The following is a 20,577-nucleotide window of genomic DNA, read 5'->3' as shown; positions in this document are numbered from 1 at the left end:
GTGACCAACCAGCCGGCCGGACAGCCGACTGCTTCCCACTGGTAGTCGGCCCGCAAACGTTCTTCAGGAGCTCACGTGTCCGATATCAAGCTTGTCGCAGAGGCCCGCACCGAGTTCGGCAAGGGTGCCGCCCGCCGTACCCGCCGCAACAACCAGATCCCCGCCGTCCTGTACGGGCACGGCACGGACCCGGTCCACGTCGCGCTCCCCGCGCACCAGACCACGCTCGCCCTCAAGCACTCGAACGCGCTCTTCACGATCGCCTTCGACGGCACCGAGGTCCTGGCCCTGGCCAAGGACGTCCAGCGTGACCCGGTCAAGGACGTCGTCGAGCACATCGACCTCCTCATCGTGAAGAAGGGCGAGAAGGTCGACGTCGACGTTCCCGTCCACGTCATCGGTGAGGCCGCTCCTGGCACCATCCACATCGTCGAGCAGCTCACGCTCTCGATCCAGGCCCTGGCGACCAACCTGCCCGAGGTCATCTCGGTCGACATCACCGGCCTCACCGCCGGCACCGTCGTCTTCGCGGGCGACATCGCACTGCCCGAGGGCAGCGTCCTCGTGACGGAGCCGACCGCCGACGTCGTGCTCATCACCGAGCCGCGCGTCGAGGCCACGGCCGCCGAGGTCGCCGCCGAGGCAGAGGCCGCTCCGCTCGTCTGATCCACCTGACGGTCCGATCCACCGCTCTGGACCCGGTCCTCGAGCGGCAGGACCCTGACGACCCGAGGCGTCCGGTGCAGCACTGCACCGGACGCCTCGGACGTTCCCCCGACCTCGACCAAGGACACAGGTGACATGACCGACCAACCGTGGCTCGTCGTCGGGCTGGGGAACCCCGGCCCCACCTACGCGGGCAACCGCCACAACGTCGGGCACATGGTGCTCGACGTCCTGGCCGGCCGCTCCGGCTCGACCTTCAGCGCGCACAAGGCCCGCGCGGCCGTCGCCGAGGCCCGCCTCGGCGTGCTGCCCGGCGGAGCGCCGGGACCGCGCGTCATCCTGGCCAAGCCCTCGACGTACATGAACACCTCGGGCGGCCCCGTCGCGGGCCTCGCCCAGTACTTCGGGATCGACCCCGACCACGTGGTCGTCGTGCACGACGAGGTCGACATCCCGTTCGGTGACGTCAAGCTCAAGTCGGGCGGTGGCGAGGGCGGCCACAACGGCCTGCGGGACATCACCAAGGCGCTCGGGACCCGTGACTACCTGCGCGTGCGGGCGGGCGTCGGGCGCCCCCCGGGTCGCATGGACACGGCCGACTTCGTCCTCAAGAACTTCTCGGGCGCCGAGGCCAAGGAGCTGCCGTTCCTGCTCGACGACGCCGCCGACGCGGTCGAGATGGTCCTGACCGAGGGGCTCCTCGCGGCCCAGGGGAAGTTCCACACCAAGGCGTGAGCGGCTCTCCGTCGGCTCTCGCGTGTGGAGTCGCGGCGTTTCACCCGGGTGAGGTGTCCTTGTCGCCCCGTTTCGCCCGGACCTGACACCTAGGCTGGATCGATATCCATTCCTGGGCGGGTCTCCGACGTCCTGCCCCACGACGGAGGCACGATGACCGAGGGTGTGGCACTGGCGCACGACTACGCGACGCAGCGCGGCGGCGCCGAACGGGTGGCGCTCTGGCTCGCCGAGGCGTTCCCGGGCTCACCGATGTACACGACGCTGTACGACCCCGACGGGACCTTCCCGGAGTTCGCGGACCTCGACCTGCGCACCTCGGCTCTCGACCGTGTCGGCCCGTTGCGCCGTCACCACCGGCTCGCGCTGCCGTTCCTCGCGCCCGCCGTCTCGGCGCAGCGCGTCGAGGCCGACGTCCTGCTCGCGAGCTCGACGGGCTGGGCCCACGGCTACCGGGGGGCCGGGCGCACCGTGGTCTACTGCCACGCCCCGGCCCGGTGGCTCTACCAGCGGGACCGCTACCTGGGCGGCCGTGACGGTGCGAGCACGGTCGACCGCCTGCGCGGCGGGGTCGCCTCGACCGCGCTGTCCGCGCTCACCCCCGCCCTGCGGGCCTGGGACCGGCGGGCCGCCGGTCGCGCCGACGCCTACCTCGCCAACTCGACCGTCACGCAGCGCGCGATCCGCGACGCGTACGGCATCGAGGCGGAGATCCTGCCCCCGCCGCCCGCGATGATGCCGGCGGGCCTCGAGCGCGAGGTGCCGGGGCTCGAGCCGGGCTTCCTGCTGTGCGTGGCGCGGCTCCTGCCGTACAAGAACGTCGACGTCCTGATCGAGGCCGCCCGGCTGGCGGGCAAGCAGCTCGTGATCGTCGGCGACGGGCCCGACCGGGCGCGCCTCGAAGGGCTCGCCGCGCGGGGGCGAGCGACCACCGGGCGCTGGGGCACGCCGTCGGGCACGGGGGGCTCGGGCGGCGCGACGACGCTCCTGGGCCGCGTCGACGACCCCGAGCTACGGTGGCTCTACCGGCACTGCTCGATGCTCGTCGCGGCCTCGTACGAGGACTACGGGCTCTCGCCGCTCGAGGCGGGGGCGTTCGGGCGGCCCTCGGTCGTGCTGCGGGACGGCGGCTACCTCGACACCGTGGTCGACGGGGTGACCGGGACGTTCTTCGACGCGCCCGAGCCCGCGCTCGTCGCGCAGGCTGTCCAGGAAGCCCTCGGCGTCCCGTGGGATGATGACGCTCTGACGTCGCACGTCGAGACCTTCGCGCTCCCGCGCTTCGTCGCTCGGCTCCGCGAGGTGGTAGACGCGCAACGAGGGTTCGTGCACACGGAGCCCAGCACGCCAGGGGAGAGGAACCCATGACCGTCCGGGAGTTCATCCGTACCGTGTGGGCCGGCAAGTGGTACGTGCTGGCCGCCGTGCTCGTGGTCGTCGCCGGCGCGCTCTACTACCTGAGCCAGCAGGAGACGGTCTACAAGGCGACCGCGACAGTGCAGCTCATCGGCGTCCAGTCGGCACAGGGCGGCGAGCAGGTCGTGGAGGTCACGGTCGCGACAGACCTCGACGACGTGACGTCCGACCCGGTGGTCGAGGCCGCGGCCACGTCTCTCGGGTACACGGGCACCCCGGCGTCCCTCGCCGCGATGGTCTCCGCGGACTACCCGGGCGAGAGCCAGAAGCTCATCGCCATCAACGCCAAGACCCTCGACCCGCAGGAGTCCGAGGACGTGGCGAACGCGTTCGCCGAGGCGTACGTGGCTCAGCTCGTGATCATCCGCGACAACCAGGTGGCGACGCTCGACGCTCGACGACAGGCGCTGGCCGAACAGCTCGCCGGCGTGACCGCGCGGCTCGTCGTCAACCCCGAGGATCCCCTCGCGCTGGCCGAGAAGGAGACGATCGTCACCGACTACACGACCCTGACGGTGCAGGCGAACACGTTGCGCGCGATCGGTGTCCCGGCGGAGGTGCAGACCCCAGCGACCGGTGCGGAAGCACAAGGTCCCGGGAAGAGCACCGTCCTGGCGCTGGCCGTGCTCGCAGGGCTCGTCGCGGGTATCGGGCTGGCGTTCGCGCGCCGTGGGCTCGACGTGCGGGTGCGCGGGGCGGCGGACGCTGCGCGCCTGGCGCAGAGCCCCGTGCTGGCCGAGCTGTACGGCGTCCGGACGTCCGACCGCGAGTACGGCCACTCCCACACGCTCCCGGTCTCACGGAAGGTCGCGACGCCCTTCACCGAGTCGATCCGTGAGCTGAGGACCGCCGTGCAGGTCTCGCTCGCCGAGGCCGACAAGGTCGTGGTCGTCGTCACCGCGGCGGACCCGCACGCTCCCCGCACCTTCATCGCGGCGAACCTCGCGGCCTCGTTCGCGCTGAGCGGTCGGCGGACGATCGCGGTATCGGGTGACCTGCGCAGGCCAGAGCTGGACCGTGTGCTGCCCCCTCCGGACGGCTGGTCGGGCGATCCGCACACCCTGCGGCCGACCACGATTCCCAACCTGGGCGTGTTCCCCGTCCCCGAGGAGGAGATGGACCCGGCGGACTTCCTCGCGACGACCCGCGCGGGAAAGATCATCGCGGACCTGAGCGACAACGCAGAGGTGGTCGTGATCGACGCGCCTCCGGTGCTCGCCGCGGCCGACGCGACGATCCTCGGTCGGTACGCCTCGGGAGTGGTCCTCATCGCCTCGGCAGGCAAGACGGATCGCGCGGTGCTCGCCGAGGCGTCCGAGCGGCTGCGGATCAACAACGTCCCGCTCGTCGGGATCGCGCTCGCGGGCGTCAAGAGCGACCGACGCATGCTCTACGCGTCGACGTACGGCGACCCCGACGGCGACGGTACGCGACGCGGCGTCCTGCCCACGGGAGGGCAGACGACCACGTCGGCAGAGGCTCCTGCGCTCACGGCAGAACGTCCTGACACCGGGGCTCCGGGGGAGCCCCCTGGCCCGCAGATCGACGAGCCGCGGCGAGCGGCCAGGGAACGTGCCGCCGCCGTCGTCACGGGCACGTCGTCCCTCGGGTCGGCCGCGCCTCGGGGTGCGGTGGGCCACGAGAAGGACGCGCCCTCAGGGCAGGACCAGGAAGCCGCACCGGCCGCACCGGCCGCACCGGCCGCACCGGCCTCGCCGGGCGAGCCGGCGGAGCCGACGCCTCCGGCCCTGCCGGCGGCCTCACCGATCCGGCCGACCCAGACCCCTGCTGCTCCGGCCGGGCCGGGGCAGCTTCCCCGCCGTGACGGGGCCGAGGGCAGGTCCGCACCGCTGCTCGCGCCTGAGTGGGGCAAGATCTCGCCGTCGACCGGTTCGCAGGCCGCGTCAGCTCCGAAGGCCGGCGCGGGAGGGCCGGGCACCGACGCGTCGCCGGCGAGCGAGCGTCCGGCTCGGAAGCTGCCGTTCCGCTGGTGACGCCGCCCGGCGCCGATCGACCGACGCGCGTCCTGGTCCTCGATCACACGGGCGAGCTCGGCGGGGCCGAGCTCGCGCTCGTCCGGCTCTGCCACGCCGTCGGGCCGGAGGTCGACGTCCGCGTCCTGCTCTTCTCCGACGGGCCGTTGGTCGATCGGCTGCGCGCGGCCGGTGTGACGACAGAGGTGCTCGCGCTCGACCCGCGGACGGCGACGGCGAGCAGGGAGGCGGTAGGGCGGGCGAGCCTCTCACAGCTCGTCTCGCTGCTTCGGCTCGTCCCGTTCAGCTGGGCCCTCGCTCGCCGCGTCCGAGGCCTTCGGCCCGACGTGGTCCACACGACGTCCCTCAAGGCCGACCTGCTGGGCGTCCTGCCCGCCAGGTGGGCGAGGTCTGCGCTGGTCTGGCACGTGCACGACAGGATCGCCGACGACTACCTGCCGTCGCGGGTCGCGCGCGTCTTCCGGTGGGCGGCAGCGAGGTTCCCCGACGCCGTGATCGTGAACTCCGAGGCCACGGCGTCGACGCTGCCTGTCGAGACGACCGTGGCCTACCCGGGGTTCGGGGCCGAGCAGGACCTCGCCGGTCCCCGTCCACCGCTCCCTGCCGGGCGCAGAGGGCCGGTCGTGGGAATGATCGGACGTATCAGCCGGACCAAGGGGCAGCTGGAGCTGGTGCGTGCCGCGCGGACCGTGCTGGACCGGCACCCGGACGCCGTCTTCCGTGTCGTCGGCGAACCCAGCTTCGGTGCCGAGGGCTATGCCGACCAGGTCCGCGCCGAGGCGGAGCGGCTCGGTGTCGCGGACCACGTCACGTGGGTCGGCTTCGTCGCGGACCCGTCGACCGAGCTCGACGGCTTCGACGTGTGCGTGCACGCCTCGCCCGTCCCGGAGCCGTTCGGGCAGGTCGTGGTCGAGGCGATGATCCGCGAGGTCCCCGTGGTGGCGACCCGGGCGGGCGGTGTCGTGGAGATCCTCGCCGGTCCGCCGGGCGAGCCGGCGCTCGGACTCCTCGTCGAGCCGGGCGACGAGGAGTCGCTGGCGCATGGGATCCTCGCGGTCCTGGACGCCCCGGGGGAGGCGCGCGACCGGGCGGTACGTGCAGCGGTCGTCGCGCGGCGCAGGTACTCGGCGGCACGGACCGCAGAGGTCGTCAGCGGGGTCTGGTGGGGAGCCGCCGGGCGCGCTCGATGACGGTGCGCATCGCCTGACCCTGTGCGTCCCAGGTCGGGATGTCGTCGTCCGGGTGGACGTCCGTCGTGGCGGTCGCCGTGAGAGCTGCGAGGACCGCTCCGGGATAGCCCTCGGGGTCGGCGACCGTGACGCGTGGGTCCAGCGCGTCGCGGAACCCGGCGACGGGGGTCGCCAGCACGGGGCGTCCGACGGCGCGGTACTCGTAGAGCTTGAGCGGGTCGAGGCTGTCCGTGAAGTCGTCGACGATGTGCGGGACGAGCAGCACGGTCGCGTGCTGGAGGTAGGCCGGTACGTCCGTCCACGGCCGGGCCCCGAGGAGCCGGACCCCGGCCGCCGCCAGGGCCTCGTACTCCTGGCTCGTGAGGTCGAGGACCGGGCCGACGACGACCACGCTCCCCGCGCCGCGGGTCGCGAGCGCCGTCCGGCGGACGAGGTCGAGGTCGAAGCGATCGCGGTGGACTGTCCCGAGGTAGAGCGCGACGGGTCCCTGGGGCAGGTCCTGGGGGCGTCGCTGGGGTCGCCGGTAGCGCTCGACGTCGACTCCGTTGGTGATGAGCGTGACGTCTCGCGCGGTGCCCTTGGTCGCGGCCAGGTGGGGGGAGCAGACCGTCACCTCGTCGCACGCGGCGAGCAGCAGCGCCTCGTCCGCGAGCAGCCGACGGCGGATCTCGGGTGCCCTGTCGGCCGCCAACCAGTCGTCGGTCACGTCGTACAGCGAAGGCCAGTCGGCCTCCTGGACGAGCGTCGCGGCCGCGGGATCGTTGACCCACAGGACGGGGTGCTCGAGGCCGGTCTTCCGCGCCGCACGGCGGACGAGCCCGGCGAGCCGCGAGTCGACCCGCGGGTCGATCCGGCGAGGAAGGATCTTGGTCGGTTGGTAGAGCCAGAGCTGGTCCGAGCCGACGCCCTCGAGGGGGTCCGCGCGTCGTAGTCCCTTCCCGGGACGCGGGCGGAATCCTCGCCGCACCTCGTGCAGCGGGTCTGCCGCCGGTTCGACGAAGAGGACCCGCAGACGCGGGTCGCCGCGCAGCAGCTCGGTCACGAGGTACTGGTTGCGGCGCCACACGATGTCCCAGCTCTCGAGCGAGATCACGACGAGCTCGTGGACCGTGTGGTCTGCCGCGCTGGTCATGTCGGGTCGCTCCTGGGGGTCGGACGTCATGGTCGGGGCGCCTGGAGCACCGTGCGGTAGACGGCAGCGGTGCCCTCGACCTGCGCCAGAGGGGTGAAGCGGGACCGTTGCACCGCGCGGGCGGCCGTGCCGTACGCGTCGCGCCGCGCTGTCGATGCCGCGAGCACCGACAGGTGCTCGCCTGCGCGCACGACGTCGGTGGGTGGGTAGAGCGCGAGGGGGTCGAGCCCTGCGAGGGTCTCCAGGTGGCCGCCGGCTCCGGCGGCCACGACGGGCAGGCCGTTCGACATCGCCTCGAGGACGCTGAGCCCGAGTCCCTCGACGGGGCACGGTGCGAGCAGGACGGCGGCGCTGCGCATGAGCTCGTCGACGTCCGACCGGGGGCCGAGGAGCTGGACGTGCCCACCGAGCCCCTCGTGCGCGACGAGCTCCTCGAGCGCGGGACGCTGTGACCCGTCGCCCGCCACGAGGAGCTGCCATCCCTGCTCGTGCAGTCCGGACGCCGAGAAGGCGAGGACTCCGAGGTCGGTGCGCTTCTCGGGCTCGAGGCGCTGGACGAGCAGGACGGACCTCTCCCTGTCCGCCGCGCTCGGCCCGTCTGGCTGGTCGTCGATGCCGGGGTGGACGACGACGCTGCCGCCGTCGACGTGGTCGGCGACGTACTGGCTGATGGAGATCTGCGCACGGACGGGAGCGCGGGCGACCAGGGCGGTGAGCCCCGCGGCAGGTCCGCTGCCGCGGGTCCGGGCGAAGTGGCGGGTCGAGACGACCGGCGGAAGGCCCCGGAAGGTGACGGACCCCAGGGCCGCGGCGATCTCGGCCGAGGTCATGTGGACGTGCACGACGTCCGCGCCGCGCGAGGCTGCTCGGAGCGTCCGGACGACCTGCCCCAGGGACCCGGCGGGCAGGACCCGCACCGACGCGTCGTCGATGGTCTCGACCATCCGTGCACCGTGACCGCCGACGACCACGACCTGGTCACCGTGTGCGGACTGGGCCCGGGCAAGTCGTGCGACGTGCCGCTCGACACCTGCGAAGGCGTCGGACTGCACGACATGGAGAACTCTCACGAGGACGGTTCCTTCGGGTCGGGGGTGCTGAGCGCCATGTTCCTCGCCGTGCCGGCGGCGTCGATCATCTCCTCGACGGAACGCAGGTCGTCGACCGGGAGCGCGGCTCCGGTCTCGACGCGCGCTGCTCGTCGGGACTCCGCGTAGGCGTCAGCCCCTACGCAGACACCGACGATGAGGAACGGCACCGACACCTGGACCGAGACCCAGAAGAGGTCGAACTGCCCTTGGATGAAGCGCATCAGGAGGACCGAGAACGCGAGCGTCCCGAAGCGGGGGTTCATGCGCCACAGCACGACGAGCGACCCGAAGAACAGGACGAGGAACGCGACGACCCCGACGATCCCGGCCGACGTGAGGACCTCGAGCTCGGCGTTCGGGGGCTGGAAGGTGTACTCCGTCCGGTTCGCGACCCACCAGCGCAGCCCGACGCCCACCCAGGGGCTGCGCTCCCACACGTCGATCGCCTGCTCGTACCAGGTCAGCCGCTGGTAGGCGGAGTTGAACTGGTCCTTGGACGCGAGCTGTTCCTGGACCGCGGTCCACACGAAGTAGACCGCGGGGATCGCGGCGAGAAGGATGAGCTTGGAGCGCTTGCGGTCGGGGTCGGAGCGCAGCGTGATGAGGACGACGCCGATCGCCAGGCCGATCAGGGCCTGGCGTGACTGCGACGCCAGGACCCCGAGCCCGCACAGCCAGAACGCCGGGAAGGCGAACATCTTGGGCCAGCCGACCCACCACGGGCGGGCATAGGCCAGGAGCGCAGCGCTCCCGAGCACGCAGCCGATGAAGTTCTTGTGCATCGCGAACGGGATCTCGAGGTACACGGGACCGGTGTTGCCGGCCGCGAGCTGCTGGAGAGCCGTGACGCACGTCAGGGCCGCGATCGCGAGGCAGGGGATCATGAACAGCGTCAGCCCGAGCCGGGCGCGCCCCGCTCGGCCGACCGCCCATCCGACCAGGAGCGCGCCGCCGACCGAGAGCCAGGCGTGGAACCACTCGACGGTGTTCGCGGTGTACGGGTTGGCGATGACCGTGAAGAGCGTCGCCACCTGGTAGAGCGCGGAGAGCCACAGGAGCGAGCGCATCGGGCGTGAGAGCGGTCGCTGGGCGAAGAAGAGGGCGAACCAGAAGGCGCCGAAGAGAGCGAAGTCGCTGAGGGAGAGGTTGACCGCGTCACCGCCGACGCGTTCGACGACCACCATGGCGGGCATGGCGAGGATCGGGAGGGCGGCAGGCTCGTAGATCGTCATCCCGACCACGAGCACGAACGCGGCGACCGCGACGGCGATCGCGCTGTAGCCCGGCACGAGGAAGCCCACCCCGACCAGCACGGCGGCGACGGCGACCGACCCGGCGGCCCAGGCTGCGGAGCGACGGATCACGACGACAGCTCCGGCGAGGGGCGGGCTCGCACCACCGCGGCCTCCGCACGCAGCGGACCGCGGAGGTACAGCGAGACCCGACGACGTGCAGCGGCGCGTCCCTCGCCTCGCAGGGCGACGCCCCGGGCGACCGATCCTGCGAGCACTCCCGTGCGCGCGAGCTGCCATCCCACCGCGCCGAAGTGCTTGCGCAGGTACCGTTCCTGGGAAGCGTGGAAGTGCGTCTCTCGGCGCGTGGGGTCGCTGCTCGTGGCTCCGCCGAGGTGCAGAGCCTGCACCTCGGGGACGGCCAGGTGCCGCCGCCCCAGAAGGGTCGCGCGGTAGGCCCAGTCGGTCTCCTCGGCGTAGAGGAAGAAGCTCTCGTCGAAGAACCCGACCTCCTCGAGCGCGTCGGCCCGCAGCAGCAGCACGGACCCGATGACGAAGGACCGGTCGGCGGGAGTGCGGCGCAGCGAACCGAGGCCCACCGCCTCGACCCAGGTCCCGGCCGGCGACGGGTAGGGCCACACGACGCGCGCGCTCGCCCCGTCCCCGTCGACCTGGGCCGGCCCGACGCTCGCAAGCTCCGGAGCCTCGTGGAGCCGGGCCTGGAGCGTCAGGACGTCCTCGGGGGTCACCACGGCGTCGGGGTTGAGCAGCAGGACGTCGGCCCCGGGGACCTGGCGGTGCCGGATCCCGTGGTTGACCCCGGCGGCGAACCCGCCGTTGCGCCCGGGGTCGAGGTAGCGCGCGCCGGCGAGCTCGGCGACCTCCCGGATCGCCGGCAGCGACGAGTTGTCGACGACCGTGAGGGAGAGCTTCCCCACGAGCGGGGCCAGCGCGTCGCGGACCAGGTCGGGGGAGCCGTAGGCGACGAGGACCACCTCGGGAGCGGGCCGCTCGGTGCCCGACGGCGCAGGATCACCCTGGGCGTCAGCGGCGCGTCGCGAGGTGGCGACGGGAGGGGACGAGCGCGTCGTGGCCTCCTCGTAGATCGCCCGGTAGCGGCGGGCGACCTCGGGCCACGCGCACGTGGCCGCGCGGGCCGCGCCTCGACGTCGGAGGGAGTCGGCCAGGCCCGGTTCGTCGGCGACGCGCACGAGGGCGTCGTGCAGAGCCACGGGGTCGCCGGGAGGGACCAGGAGACCGGCGCCGCCGACCACGTCGGGCAGGGCACCCGAGTCGCTCGCGACGACCGGGACGCCGCAGGCCATGGCCTCGACGGCGACCCGGCCGAACTGCTCGATCCACCCGGGGGTGTCGAGCGAGGGCACGGCCAGGACGTCGAGGGCGCGGTAGAACGAGACCAGGTCGTCGCCGGCGAGCGGGCCGACGAACCGCACCCGGTCACCGAGCGGCCGTGCCCGCTCGCGCAGTGCCGGGGCCGAGGGGCCGTCACCGGCGAGCGTCAGGTGCAGCCGCTCGTCGCCCTCGACCGCCGTGAGGAGCACGTCGACGCCCTTGTGCGGGGCCAGGCGGCCCGCGTAGCCCACCCGCACGAGACCCGCCGGGGAATCCCCCGGGGCATGGGGGCCTGCCGAGTCGCGGCCCGGGTGACGGGGAGCGGGGACGGACGCGACGCCGTCGGACGGGGCGGCGGGAGAGGGGGCAGGCGAGAACACCGAGAGGTCCACGCCCAGCGGGACGACCTCCACGGCCCCCCGCGCGCCCTTGGCGCGCACGATGCGTGCGGCGGCCTCGTTGCAGACCGAGACGGCCGCGGCGCCGCGCAGCGCGGCGCGCTCGAAGGCCCGGAAGGGCCAGGGGTAGCGCTTCGAGATGTTCTGCGCCGAGTACAGGACGTAGGGCGGCGCGGGGCGCCGGGACCGGCCGGGCAGGTGTGCGCGGAGCCATCGCAGGGCGAGGATCTCGGCCGTCGCCAGGGCGAACGGCTCCTCGTGGACGTCCAGCACGTCCCAGGACTCGCCCAACGCACGCCAGAGGGGGACGGGGGCGTACACGAAGAGTGCGGGGTGGGTGCCCACGGTGCGGACGCCCCGGACGGGCTCGCCCGGGCGGGGACGCAGCGGGACCGTGGTCCCGCCCTCGTCCCACGAACGCGCGGACACGAGGTGCACGTCGAGACCCAGCGCGCGCAGAGCCCGCTCGCGCTCGCGCCACGCGTCGACGACTGCGCTGTGCGAGACGCGGAGGATCCTCATGTGGGAGATTGTCCCCCAGCAGGAGGCCGCTCCCCCTGTCGTCCCACCGAATTCACCCAGATCGACCTGAGGAGCCCCGTGCTCGACCGAGCCGCCGACGAACCCTTGGTGAGCGTCGTGCTCGCCACCAACCGTGGTGGCCCTTTCCTGGCCGAGGCACTGGCCTCGATCGCTGCGCAGACGTACCCCCACATCGAGCTCCTCGTGGTCGACGACGGATCGCCCGACCCCGGCGAGATCCAGGGGCTCGTCGCGTCGGCCGGTCTCGGGACGGTCCTGCGCCTCGAGCCGTCAGGGGTGTCCGCCGCGCGCAACGCGGGGGTGCGGCGTTCGCGCGGCGACCTGCTCGCGTTCCTCGACGACGACGACCGCTGGCACCCCGACCGGCTGCGGCTGACCGTCGAGGCGCTCGTGGGCCGCCCCGACGCCGTGGTCGGCTACTGCGCGATGCGCACGATCGACCCCGCAGGGGAGCAGGTCGTGGCAGCGGACCAGCGCGCGGCACGCGACGCGCGCGACGTCGTCCGGGGACGGACCGGCATCATGCTGCCGAACCTCATGATGCGCCGGAGCGCGTTCGACGCCGTGGGCGGGTTCGACCCGGCGTACCGCCAGGGTGAGGACCTCGACCTGGTCCTCGCGGCCGCGACGCTCGGTCCGTTCGTCTTCGTCGACGCGGTCCTGGTCGACTACCGGTACCACCCCGGCAACACGACGAGGGCCTACCGCGACCTGGCGGCCGGGATACGCGTGATCCTGCGCGCCCGCCGCTCGCTCGCGCGATCTGCCGGCAGGACGGAGCTCGACGCCGCCTACCGTGACCGGTTGCGTGCCAACGACCGGTTCGCGGCGTGGAGCGCGGCGCGCGCAGCGCGGGCCGACCTGTCGGACCGCCGGTTCGGGGCGGCGGTCGGGCACGTCGCGTGGGCGGCGAGGTTCGCGCCGACGGCGCCGGTCGACTGGGTGCGCGAACGCGTGCGGCGGCTGGTGGACCGGGAGCGCTAGGAGCGCCCCTCGTTCCAGTGCGCGGGCGGGACGATCGGCGGGGCCGGCGGGACGTGCCCGAACCGCCACCCAGCACTCCAGCTCAGCCTCCAGACCAGGTCGGACAGGTCGCCCGGGCGCCGCACCGTGGACGCCTTGCGGAACGCCTTGCCGACGAACCCGACGCCTCGCACGACGATCGTGCGTCCTCGACCTACCAGGCCAGCGAGACGGTCGGCGGCGGCGCCGCCCCGTGCACGGGTGGACGGGGCGTCCCCCGCAGCGGGGGCAGCGTCCGCGTCCGTCGACGACGGGTCGCTGGGCTCGCTCGACGCGTCCCCGAGGAGCAGCGAGTACCGCAGACTCAGCCAGCGCTCTCCGGCGCCGTACGCGAAGGACTGGCGGGCGATGTTCCGCAGGCCGTCCCGTCGCCGGACGTGCAGGACGATGTCCGGGACGAACACCAGGTCGTGCCCCGCGAGCTGGACCCTGATGCAGAAGTCGTCGTCCTCTGCCGTCCGCGCCCCCTCGAAGAACCCGCCCACCTCGTCGAAGACGGCCTTGCGCACGCCCATGTTCCCGGATCCGGCGGTCACGAACTGCTCCAACCCGGGCTTGACGGTCAACCGGTCGGTCTGCGCGGTCCAGGTCACCGACGACTTCAGGTCGCTGTTGAGCCGTGCGCCCTCGAAGGGGCCCGCGACGAACTCGTGCTCGCCGAGCGCTCGGTGGACCGCCTCGACCCAGCCGTCCGCGACCATGTCGTCGGCGTCGCAGAACGCGAGCGCTGACGCTCTCGCCTGGGCGACGGCGATGTTGCGCGCGGCGCTCGGGCCGCGGCGGGCGGACGCGTCGACCAGCCTCAGCTCGGGCATGCGCTCGGTCCACTCCTGGACGAGCCGCCGGGTGCCGTCGTTCGACCCGTTGTCGCTCACGATCACCTCCCAGGGCCAGGCAGGGCGTTGCGCGAGCAGCGCGCCCAGCTGGACCCCGAGGGTCGACTCGGCGTCGTACGCGGGGATGACGACCGAGAGCTCGGGGCGATCCCTCTCGCCGGGGTGTGCGCTCACGACGTTCGCATCCTCTCGCGGGCCATGCTCATCACGGGCTGGTAGCTGGACACGAGCTCGTGAGCCGTCATGGTCCGATAACCGTCCGCCGACAGGCGGTCCAGCACGAGCCCGAGAACCTCCGCACGGTCGAAGTCCGGGAAGACCTCGTCCTCGGCGAGCGTCTCCGGGTCGCCGCGGTCGTCGTGGAGGAGGAGCATGCTCCCCGGGAAGACCGTGGACAGCGCGCGGTCGGCGATGCGGGTCTCCTCGTCGTCGACCCAGTCGAACGCGTCCCCGGACCAGATCAGGACGTCGAGCCCCAGACCGGCGATGCCGTGGGCCTGGCGGACCGTGTGCGCCCCGTACGGGGGACGGAACGAGACGAGCGGTGCGGAGACGAGGGACTCGACCTCGTCCTTCGCGTCACGCACGTACCGCACGGCCTCGGCGTCGCCCATCGTCAGCAGCGACCTGTGGTCCTGTCCGTGGAGGGCCAGCTCGTGCCCCTCCGCGACGATGCGTCGGGCGATCTCCGGGTGCGCCCGGACCTGTCGGGCGAGAGCGAAGAACGTCGCGGTCGCGCCGCGGGAGGCGAGCAGGTCGAGGAGACGAGGCGTGTGCTCGGGGTGCGGGCCGTCGTCGTACGTGATCGAGACGACGCGGTCAGCCGTGTTGACGCAGAACGTCCCCAGGGCGCGGGTCGCGAGCCGGGGAAGGGGCAGGCGGGTGTAGGCGACCTCGGCGAAGCGACCGCCCACGGGTGGCGGGGTGCTCTCGATGTCGCGGCGGCGGACCACGATCCCGCGTGGCGGACGGCGGGTGGTGGCGCGGCCTGCGCCTTGCCGGGACTCGGCCATGGTCTGACCCTCTCTGGTCGTCCAGGACACGGACGGCGCCTGCGGACGTGCTGGTGGCGGTGCTGCGAATGCTACGGGACGGGCGCGACGACGGTGAGGTGTCAGGTCCGGACCCCGTCGAGCGCCTCGAGCTTCGCGCGCGCATCGGGGGAGGTCGCGCTCGCGGCGACGAGCTGGGGCCGGAGCGCGGCGACCGCGTCCGCGAGGGTCACGCCGAGCATGTGGTGGAAGGACCAGTCGTCCTCCGGGTCGAAGGCCGGGTCGAGGCTCCGGTCCCGAGGGAGGGGATCGTTGCCCGTGATGTCCCCGGAGTCCAGGAAGGGGATGCCGGGGGTCCGCGGCCCGAACGTCTCGAAGTCCGTCACGACGGGCTTGCCGTCGAGCAACCAGATGTTGTGCGGCTGCAGGTCGCCGTGGAGGTTTCCGGTGAGGTAGATCTCGAGCAGCACGTCCACGGTCCAGGCCCCGAGCGCGACGCGCTCGTCGCGCGAGAGCTGCTGTCCGGCGACGTCGAGCCGCGCGTCGTCGGGCAGGCGTGGCACCGTGAATCCCCGCTTGTGCCACCTGACCACGGGCATGCGCCACGGCCGGTGACCGAACAGGTCTCCGGTGGCCTTCTCCGCGAGGAACGCGTCCCTGCCGACCCGCGTGCGGGCGAAGTACTTGGAGACCGTGGGCCGCCCCCGGTGCGAGGTGTAGACGGTCACCGAGCGGTCCGTGGCCTTCACGAACGTCGCGCCCACGGGGCTGCCGAAGATGTACACCATCCGCGCACGGTCGACGACGCGGTGCACGAACGAGCGCGGCGGCCCTTCGTCCTGGACGGCGGGCATGCTCATGACGACTCCTCGACTCGGGTTGCGGTCGCGGACCCCCACGATCGATGACGGCAACGGTAGCCGGGAGCGCTCGGCGGGGTCCACGTCGAGGGGCCGGGTGAGCGGGCGAAATCCGCGCGGCTCACCTGGAGGCGGTCAGGACAGTCGGCCCTTGAGGGCATGGAACGCCGAACGCAGACGGTGGTATGCGCCGCGGACGACGCGGGACCTGCCGAGGGCCCGCGCGGCCCGGCTGCGCTTCGCGGACTGCCAGATCTCCGCGGTCGCGACCTTGAGCGGAGGGTCGGCGAGCACCGTGAGGCGAAAGCGCTCGAGGAACGCCCCGTTCCGGTGCACCGCGGGGTCGACGGGCAGAGGGACCGCGAAGTCGTGACCCGCCAGGTAGCCGTCGAGCAGCGAGGCGGCGACCGCGTCGTCCGTGAGGTTGCGAGCGGTCTCCTCGGGCAGGCCGACCTGGAGCGCGAGGTCCGCCAACCGGGTCACGTAGACGGGCTTGACGGCCGGCTTCTGCACCTTCGCGTGGTAGAGCAGGGAGAAGAGGTGGTCGTCGTGACGGGGAACGGCCACCAGGGCGTCGTGCCACTCCCGGCGGGCGAGGATCTCGCGCTGCCACTCGGTGTCGAGATATCCGTCGCCCACGTAGCGGGTGTCGAAGAAGACCTCCTCGCCTCCGACCGACGTGCGGAACTGCGCGCCCTCGGGCCCCGGGTACACCTCGGTCGCGTTCAGCACGGCGGCGAAGTCGGTCTGGTCCCGGCACAGGACGTCGATCTCGCGGTCGTCCTCGAGCGTCCCGGGCAGGTCCTCGAAGTTGCGCAGGACCACGTACTCGGAGGTGTGCCGCAGGACCCGGAAGAGCGTGTCGAGGTTCTCCCACCCGTCGCTGCCCACGAGGTCCTCGGCCAGGACCGAGATCTCCTCGACGGGAGCCTCCTCCGCCAGGACCTCGGTCAGCCGGTCGACACCCAGGATCAGGGTCGCGTCCCGGAAGAACTCGCGGACGTTGTTGCTCGAGTGGATCCGGTAGCCACCCGTGAGGTCGCGCGCGGCCCGCTTGACCCGGGCGATGTTGACGTTGGTGAGCTCGACGTAGCCCGAGACGTTCTGCCGGTAGGAATAGGCCGGCGCGTGGTCCTCGAGGACCAGCAGGAGGAACGGGCCGTCCCCGACCTCCTCGTGCTTGGGCGACGTCCCCCAGAGGGTCTGCCCGTAGAGGCGCTCGAAGTTGTTGACCATCTTCTCGGCGCTCCACCGCACCTCGACCTGCGCGAGCACCGTGAAGTCGGCGGCGACGAGCTCGAGGATCTCCCGCTCGTGCTCACGGCCGCCCGACCACACGACCAGGAGCTGGAGGTCACGGTCCAGCTGGTGACGGAACGCGCCGACCTCGGGCGTCCATCGGTAGGTCAGCCGGGCCGGGTCGTAGGCGGTCACCGGGGTCCGGTCCGCGCGCTCGGGCTGCGCAGGGTCGAGGTCGGTGCCGGGACGGTTCATGGCGCGACAGTAACGCACACCTGCCGGTGATCGTCGGGGATCGGCGCGCGGGAAGGTGCCTCTCGCCGGGTGAACTTCTGGGACCGACTATCGCCGGCTTCGGCCCCGATGGTTCGATGGGAGGTGGTGGCCGCTCCGGGGGCGCGCCGCGGGCAGTCGCCGCGGCGTGCGGACGCACCGCACGAGACTCCGGACAGGATCGAAGTAGATGGCACGCTCTGACGGATCTCACCGTCGACCCGCGACGGCTCGCCGCTCCGTGGTACGGATCACCGCGCCCCTCCTGGTCGGTGCCCTCGTCCTCGCGACGGCCGGGTCGGTCGTCTCCGGTGACCTCCGCGCAGCCTCGGCGGCGGGCCCGGAGAACGTTCCCGTGACCACGGTCCAGGGCGACACCAGGGCCGAGGGCCGGGAGATCGGTGGCCTCGTCGGGCAGGACGTCGCCCCGAACTTCTCGGCGGACGGCGCAGGGCCCGAGACCCCGACGACGGTCGCGAAGTCGCTGTGGTGGCGGTGGACCGCGCCCGAGTCGGGCCGGATCAGCTTCTCGACGAGCGGCAGCGAGCTCGACACCACCGTCGCCGTGCGTCGCGCTGCGGCACCGAAGACCGTCGTCGCGTCCAACGACGACGACGGCGACGTCGCGACGTCGCAGGTGGCCTTCGACGCGGTCGCGGGCGAGGAGTACCTCGTCGAGGTCGGGACCAAGGCCGGTGAGCCCGGGCTCGTGACGCTGGCGTGGCAGACGCCGGCGCCCGCGGCCGACGCCGCGCCGAGCGGGCCGAGCGCCCTGACCGCGGAGACGGCACTGACGACGACGGCCGTCCCGCTGAGCGGCAACACGGGCGAGAAGCCGCAGTCCAAGCTGTGGTTCGCGCACGACACCTGGTGGGCCGCGCTCGCCTCGACGAGCACCTCTCCCGCCGGGACGTGGGTCTGGCGCTACGACCTGACGGCCGGGACCTGGACCAACGTGGTGCGGATCTCGGACCGCACCGACGTGCGTGCGGACGTCAAGGTGGTGGGGGACGTCGCGCACGTGCTCCTCCACGGCCCGACGACGTCGCTCGTCTCGTTGGAGTACGTCGCCTCGTCGAACGCCTACCAGCCGTGGTCGCAGCGCACCACCGCGACCACGGTCTCGCTCCCCGGGAGCGAGACGGGGACCATCGACGTCGACTCGACGGGGCGGCTCTGGCTCGTCGCAGACACCAGCACGAGCATCCAGGCGCGCTACAGCGATGCGCCGTACACGACCTTCTCTGCCCCTGTCACCGTCGCCTCGGGTGTCCTCGACGACGACATCGGCATGGTCACGGCTCTTCCCGGCGGCAAGATCGGGGTGTTCTGGTCCAACCAGAGCACCAAGCGTTTCGGCTTCCGGACCCACGTCGACGGGACGAACCCCCAGACGTGGACGGCCGACGAGAAGCCCGCGCAGTCCTCTGCCCTGAACCTCGGTGACGGCATGGCCGACGACCACATGAACGTGGCGGTGGCCGCCGACGGCACCCTGTACGCCGCGGTCAAGACGTCCTACGACTCGCCGGGGTCGACCGTGATCGCGCTGCTCGTACGTCGCGCCGACGGCACGTGGGACCCGCTGTACGAGGTCGATCGTCGGGGTACGCGCCCGATCGTCGAGATCGACGAGGCCACGGGCCTCCTGCGAGTCGTCTACACGCACAGCGAGGTCCTCGACGACATCCTCGAGAAGGTGACGCCCCTCGACGCGATCTCCTTCTCCCAGAACGCCACCACGGTGCTCGACGGGACCTACAACAACGTCACGGGCGCCAAGCAGAACGTGCCCGGCGCGACGCTCGTCATGGCCGCCTCGAGCTCGACGGCGGGCACCGCGCGGCTGCCGTGGATCGACCCGAGCGGCCCGGTCGCCACGGCGGGCCTGACCGCGACGTCGGTCGACGTCGCGGTGACGGGCACCCTCAAGGGCGCGTCGCCCGTGGGCGGTGCGCTGGCGTTCGAGGTGGTCGGGGCTCCGGCGTCGGGCACGGTCGTGGTCACGAACCCCGCCACGGGGGCGTTCACGTACACGCCGGCCGCAGGTTTCGTCGGCGCTGACGCGTTCACGTTCCGGGTCAAGGCGGGGGCGACGTGGTCGAACGTCGCGACCCAGTCCGTGCGGGTCACGGCCGTCGCAGGCACGCGGGGCACGTGGGAGCTCGACGAGGGCACGGGAGTCGTGACCTCCGACTCGTCGGGGTGGGGATACCAGGGCGCTCTCTCCGGGGGGACGAGCTGGGTCACCGGGAAGTCGGGCAAGGCGGTCCGTCTCGACGGCTCGACCGGGCGCGTGTCCGTGCCGGACGCCGACGGGTTGGACGTGTCGTCGGCGTTGACGGTCTCGGCGTGGGTGCGTCCGGAGCGGCAGGCGACGCAGTACGTGGTGAAGAAGGCGGTGTCGGGGTCGTCCGACGGGTACGAGCTGGGGATCTCGAGTGCGGGGAAGCCGTTCTTGCGGGTCAACCAGNGCGACGCAGTACGTGGTGAAGAAGGCGGTGTCGGGGTCGTCCGACGGGTACGAGCTGGGGATCTCGAGTGCGGGGAAGCCGTTCTTGCGGGTCAACCAGAAGACGTCGGGGGACACGTTCCGGGTGAACGCGACGTCGGTGCTGCCGACGAACGGGAGCACGTGGGTGCACCTGGCGGGGACCTTCGACGGTCAGCGGCTGCGGATCTACGTGGACGGTGTCGAGCAGGGCTCGATCGCGGGTCCGGCCTCGGTCGGGGTCAACACGGTGCCGTTGACGATCGGTGNCACCTGGCGGGGACCTTCGACGGTCAGCGGCTGCGGATCTACGTGGACGGTGTCGAGCAGGGCTCGATCGCGGGTCCGGCCTCGGTCGGGGTCAACACGTTGCCGTTGACGATCGGTGCGCAGCCCGACGGCCTGTACCCCTTCCAGGGGGCCGTCGACTCCGTGCGCCTCTCCGACCGTGCGCTGACCGCAGCCCAGATCACCGAGATCGTCCAGGGCGGTGGGCCCGTGCCCACGACCCCGGTCGCGACCGACGGGGCCTCCATGACCACGGCCGGCGCCGTGGTCTCGGGGACGCTCGCAGGGACCTCGCCGAGCGGGGGTGCGCTGACGTTCGAGGTGGTCGCCGCTCCGGCGTCGGGCACGGTCGTGGTCACGAACCCCGCCACGGGGGCGTTCACGTACACGCCCGCCACCGGCTACGTCGGGACCACGACCTTCACGTTCCGGGTCAAGGCGGGGGCGACGTGGTCGAACGTCGCGACCCAGACCGTGCGCGTGACCTCCGCTCCGGGGGTCCGCGGTACCTGGGAGCTCGACGAGGGCAGCGGGACGACGTCCGCCGACTCGTCCGGATGGGCACAGACCGGCACGCTGTCGGGCGGCGCGACCTGGGTCGACGGCACCGACGGCAAGGCGGTCCGTCTCGACGGCAACGCCGGCAAGGTGTCGGTCCCGGACTCCGAGGCGCTGGACGTGTCGTCGGCGTTGACGGTCTCGGCGTGGGTGCGTCCGGAGCGGCACGCGACGCAGTACGTGGTGAAGAAGGCGGTGTCGGGGTCGTCCGACGGGTACGAGCTGGGGATCTCGAGTGCGGGGAAGCCGTTCTTGCGGGTCAACCAG

General features: G+C 72.6%; 15 protein-coding genes and 2 pseudogenes. 9 read left to right on the top strand and 8 right to left on the bottom strand.

All coding sequences use genetic code 11. From position 1 onward, the window contains the following. Window positions 1-75 precede the first annotated feature (75 nt). From ASE15_RS00075 to ASE15_RS00055, 5 genes are all read left to right on the top strand, one after another. Complete coding sequence (locus ASE15_RS00075) at window positions 76-666, top strand: 50S ribosomal protein L25/general stress protein Ctc (RefSeq protein ID WP_056645624.1); 591 nt, start codon at window positions 76-78, stop codon at window positions 664-666. 135 nt (window positions 667-801) lie between these two features. Beyond that, the gene (pth, locus tag ASE15_RS00070; protein WP_056645627.1) at window positions 802-1,401 is read left to right on the top strand and encodes an aminoacyl-tRNA hydrolase; all 600 of its coding nucleotides are present in this window, start codon (window positions 802-804) and stop codon (window positions 1,399-1,401) included. 153 nt (window positions 1,402-1,554) lie between these two features. Beyond that, window positions 1,555-2,769, top strand: a complete 1,215-nt coding sequence (locus ASE15_RS00065; RefSeq protein ID WP_056760395.1) for a glycosyltransferase — start codon at window positions 1,555-1,557, stop codon at window positions 2,767-2,769. After that, a complete protein-coding gene (locus ASE15_RS00060; protein ID WP_056760392.1) occupies window positions 2,766-4,811 on the top strand; it encodes a Wzz/FepE/Etk N-terminal domain-containing protein in 2,046 nt (681 codons plus the stop codon). The genes ASE15_RS00065 and ASE15_RS00060 overlap by 4 nt, the downstream gene beginning before the upstream one ends. Further along, complete coding sequence (locus ASE15_RS00055) at window positions 4,808-6,001, top strand: glycosyltransferase (protein ID WP_056760391.1); 1,194 nt, start codon at window positions 4,808-4,810, stop codon at window positions 5,999-6,001. The genes ASE15_RS00060 and ASE15_RS00055 overlap by 4 nt, the downstream gene beginning before the upstream one ends. Here the strand turns inward: ASE15_RS00055 and ASE15_RS00050 are convergent. From ASE15_RS00050 to ASE15_RS00035, 4 genes are read right to left on the bottom strand one after another with little or no spacing between them, the layout of a single operon-like run. Then, a complete protein-coding gene (locus tag ASE15_RS00050) occupies window positions 5,961-7,133 on the bottom strand; it encodes a glycosyltransferase (protein ID WP_056760388.1) in 1,173 nt (390 codons plus the stop codon). The genes ASE15_RS00055 and ASE15_RS00050 overlap by 41 nt on opposite strands. A gap of 26 nt (window positions 7,134-7,159) precedes the next feature. Beyond that, complete coding sequence (locus tag ASE15_RS00045; RefSeq protein ID WP_082618041.1) at window positions 7,160-8,203, bottom strand: glycosyltransferase family 4 protein; 1,044 nt, start codon at window positions 8,201-8,203, stop codon at window positions 7,160-7,162. Beyond that, a complete protein-coding gene (locus ASE15_RS00040; protein WP_056760382.1) occupies window positions 8,200-9,588 on the bottom strand; it encodes an O-antigen ligase in 1,389 nt (462 codons plus the stop codon). The genes ASE15_RS00045 and ASE15_RS00040 overlap by 4 nt, the downstream gene beginning before the upstream one ends. Then, the gene (locus ASE15_RS00035; RefSeq protein ID WP_056760378.1) at window positions 9,585-11,729 is read right to left on the bottom strand and encodes a glycosyltransferase; all 2,145 of its coding nucleotides are present in this window, start codon (window positions 11,727-11,729) and stop codon (window positions 9,585-9,587) included. The genes ASE15_RS00040 and ASE15_RS00035 overlap by 4 nt, the downstream gene beginning before the upstream one ends. Before the next feature lie 78 nt (window positions 11,730-11,807). Between ASE15_RS00035 and ASE15_RS00030 the strand changes: the two genes are divergently transcribed. Beyond that, window positions 11,808-12,734, top strand: coding sequence for a glycosyltransferase (locus tag ASE15_RS00030; protein WP_056760375.1), 927 nt, complete (start codon window positions 11,808-11,810; stop codon window positions 12,732-12,734). Here ASE15_RS00030 and ASE15_RS00025 read toward each other — a convergent pair. The 4 genes from ASE15_RS00025 to ASE15_RS00010 form a co-directional block, all read right to left on the bottom strand. Then, window positions 12,731-13,783, bottom strand: coding sequence for a glycosyltransferase family 2 protein (locus ASE15_RS00025; protein WP_056760372.1), 1,053 nt, complete (start codon window positions 13,781-13,783; stop codon window positions 12,731-12,733). The two genes, ASE15_RS00030 and ASE15_RS00025, sit on opposite strands and share 4 nt — an antisense overlap. After that, window positions 13,780-14,622 (bottom strand): polysaccharide deacetylase family protein, encoded by an 843-nt coding sequence (locus tag ASE15_RS00020; RefSeq protein WP_082618038.1) that lies wholly within the window; start codon window positions 14,620-14,622, stop codon window positions 13,780-13,782. The genes ASE15_RS00025 and ASE15_RS00020 overlap by 4 nt, the downstream gene beginning before the upstream one ends. A gap of 101 nt (window positions 14,623-14,723) precedes the next feature. Continuing rightward, the gene (locus ASE15_RS00015; protein WP_056760366.1) at window positions 14,724-15,461 is read right to left on the bottom strand and encodes a hypothetical protein; all 738 of its coding nucleotides are present in this window, start codon (window positions 15,459-15,461) and stop codon (window positions 14,724-14,726) included. A 135-nt stretch (window positions 15,462-15,596) separates the two neighbouring features. Beyond that, complete coding sequence (locus ASE15_RS00010) at window positions 15,597-16,955, bottom strand: hypothetical protein (RefSeq protein ID WP_056760362.1); 1,359 nt, start codon at window positions 16,953-16,955, stop codon at window positions 15,597-15,599. A gap of 208 nt (window positions 16,956-17,163) precedes the next feature. Here ASE15_RS00010 and ASE15_RS21760 point away from each other — a divergent pair. The 3 genes and pseudogenes from ASE15_RS21760 to ASE15_RS21295 all read left to right on the top strand — a co-directional run. Next, window positions 17,164-19,446: pseudogene (locus ASE15_RS21760) on the top strand (Ig-like domain-containing protein); the annotation flags it as partial. 13 nt (window positions 19,447-19,459) lie between these two features. Beyond that, window positions 19,460-19,733, top strand: a pseudogene (locus tag ASE15_RS21755) (LamG domain-containing protein); the annotation flags it as partial. 1 nt (window position 19,734) lies between these two features. Next, window positions 19,735-20,577 (top strand): LamG-like jellyroll fold domain-containing protein (locus ASE15_RS21295; RefSeq protein WP_235534029.1); only part of this gene is annotated, 843 nt, incomplete at both ends.

The organism is Oerskovia sp. Root22 (assembly GCF_001429135.1).
Taxonomy (GTDB): Bacteria; Actinomycetota; Actinomycetes; order Actinomycetales; family Cellulomonadaceae; genus Oerskovia; species Oerskovia enterophila.
Note: the sequence above shows the minus strand (reverse complement) of the source record. Positions and strands in the feature narration are given on the sequence as shown.

What these genes read in the sequence shown, in the direction of transcription:
- pth (WP_056645627.1), top strand. Translation starts at nt 802, where the DNA reads ATGACCGACCAACCGTGGCTCGTCGTCGGGCTGGGGAACCCCGGCCCC.
- ASE15_RS00065 (WP_056760395.1), top strand. Translation starts at nt 1,555, where the DNA reads ATGACCGAGGGTGTGGCACTGGCGCACGACTACGCGACGCAGCGCGGC.
- ASE15_RS00060 (WP_056760392.1), top strand. Translation starts at nt 2,766, where the DNA reads ATGACCGTCCGGGAGTTCATCCGTACCGTGTGGGCCGGCAAGTGGTAC.
- ASE15_RS00050 (WP_056760388.1), bottom strand. Translation starts at nt 7,133, where the DNA reads ATGACCAGCGCGGCAGACCACACGGTCCACGAGCTCGTCGTGATCTCG.
- ASE15_RS00035 (WP_056760378.1), bottom strand. Translation starts at nt 11,729, where the DNA reads ATGAGGATCCTCCGCGTCTCGCACAGCGCAGTCGTCGACGCGTGGCGC.
- ASE15_RS00020 (WP_082618038.1), bottom strand. Translation starts at nt 14,622, where the DNA reads ATGGCCGAGTCCCGGCAAGGCGCAGGCCGCGCCACCACCCGCCGTCCG.
- ASE15_RS00015 (WP_056760366.1), bottom strand. Translation starts at nt 15,461, where the DNA reads ATGAGCATGCCCGCCGTCCAGGACGAAGGGCCGCCGCGCTCGTTCGTG.
- ASE15_RS00010 (WP_056760362.1), bottom strand. Translation starts at nt 16,955, where the DNA reads ATGAACCGTCCCGGCACCGACCTCGACCCTGCGCAGCCCGAGCGCGCG.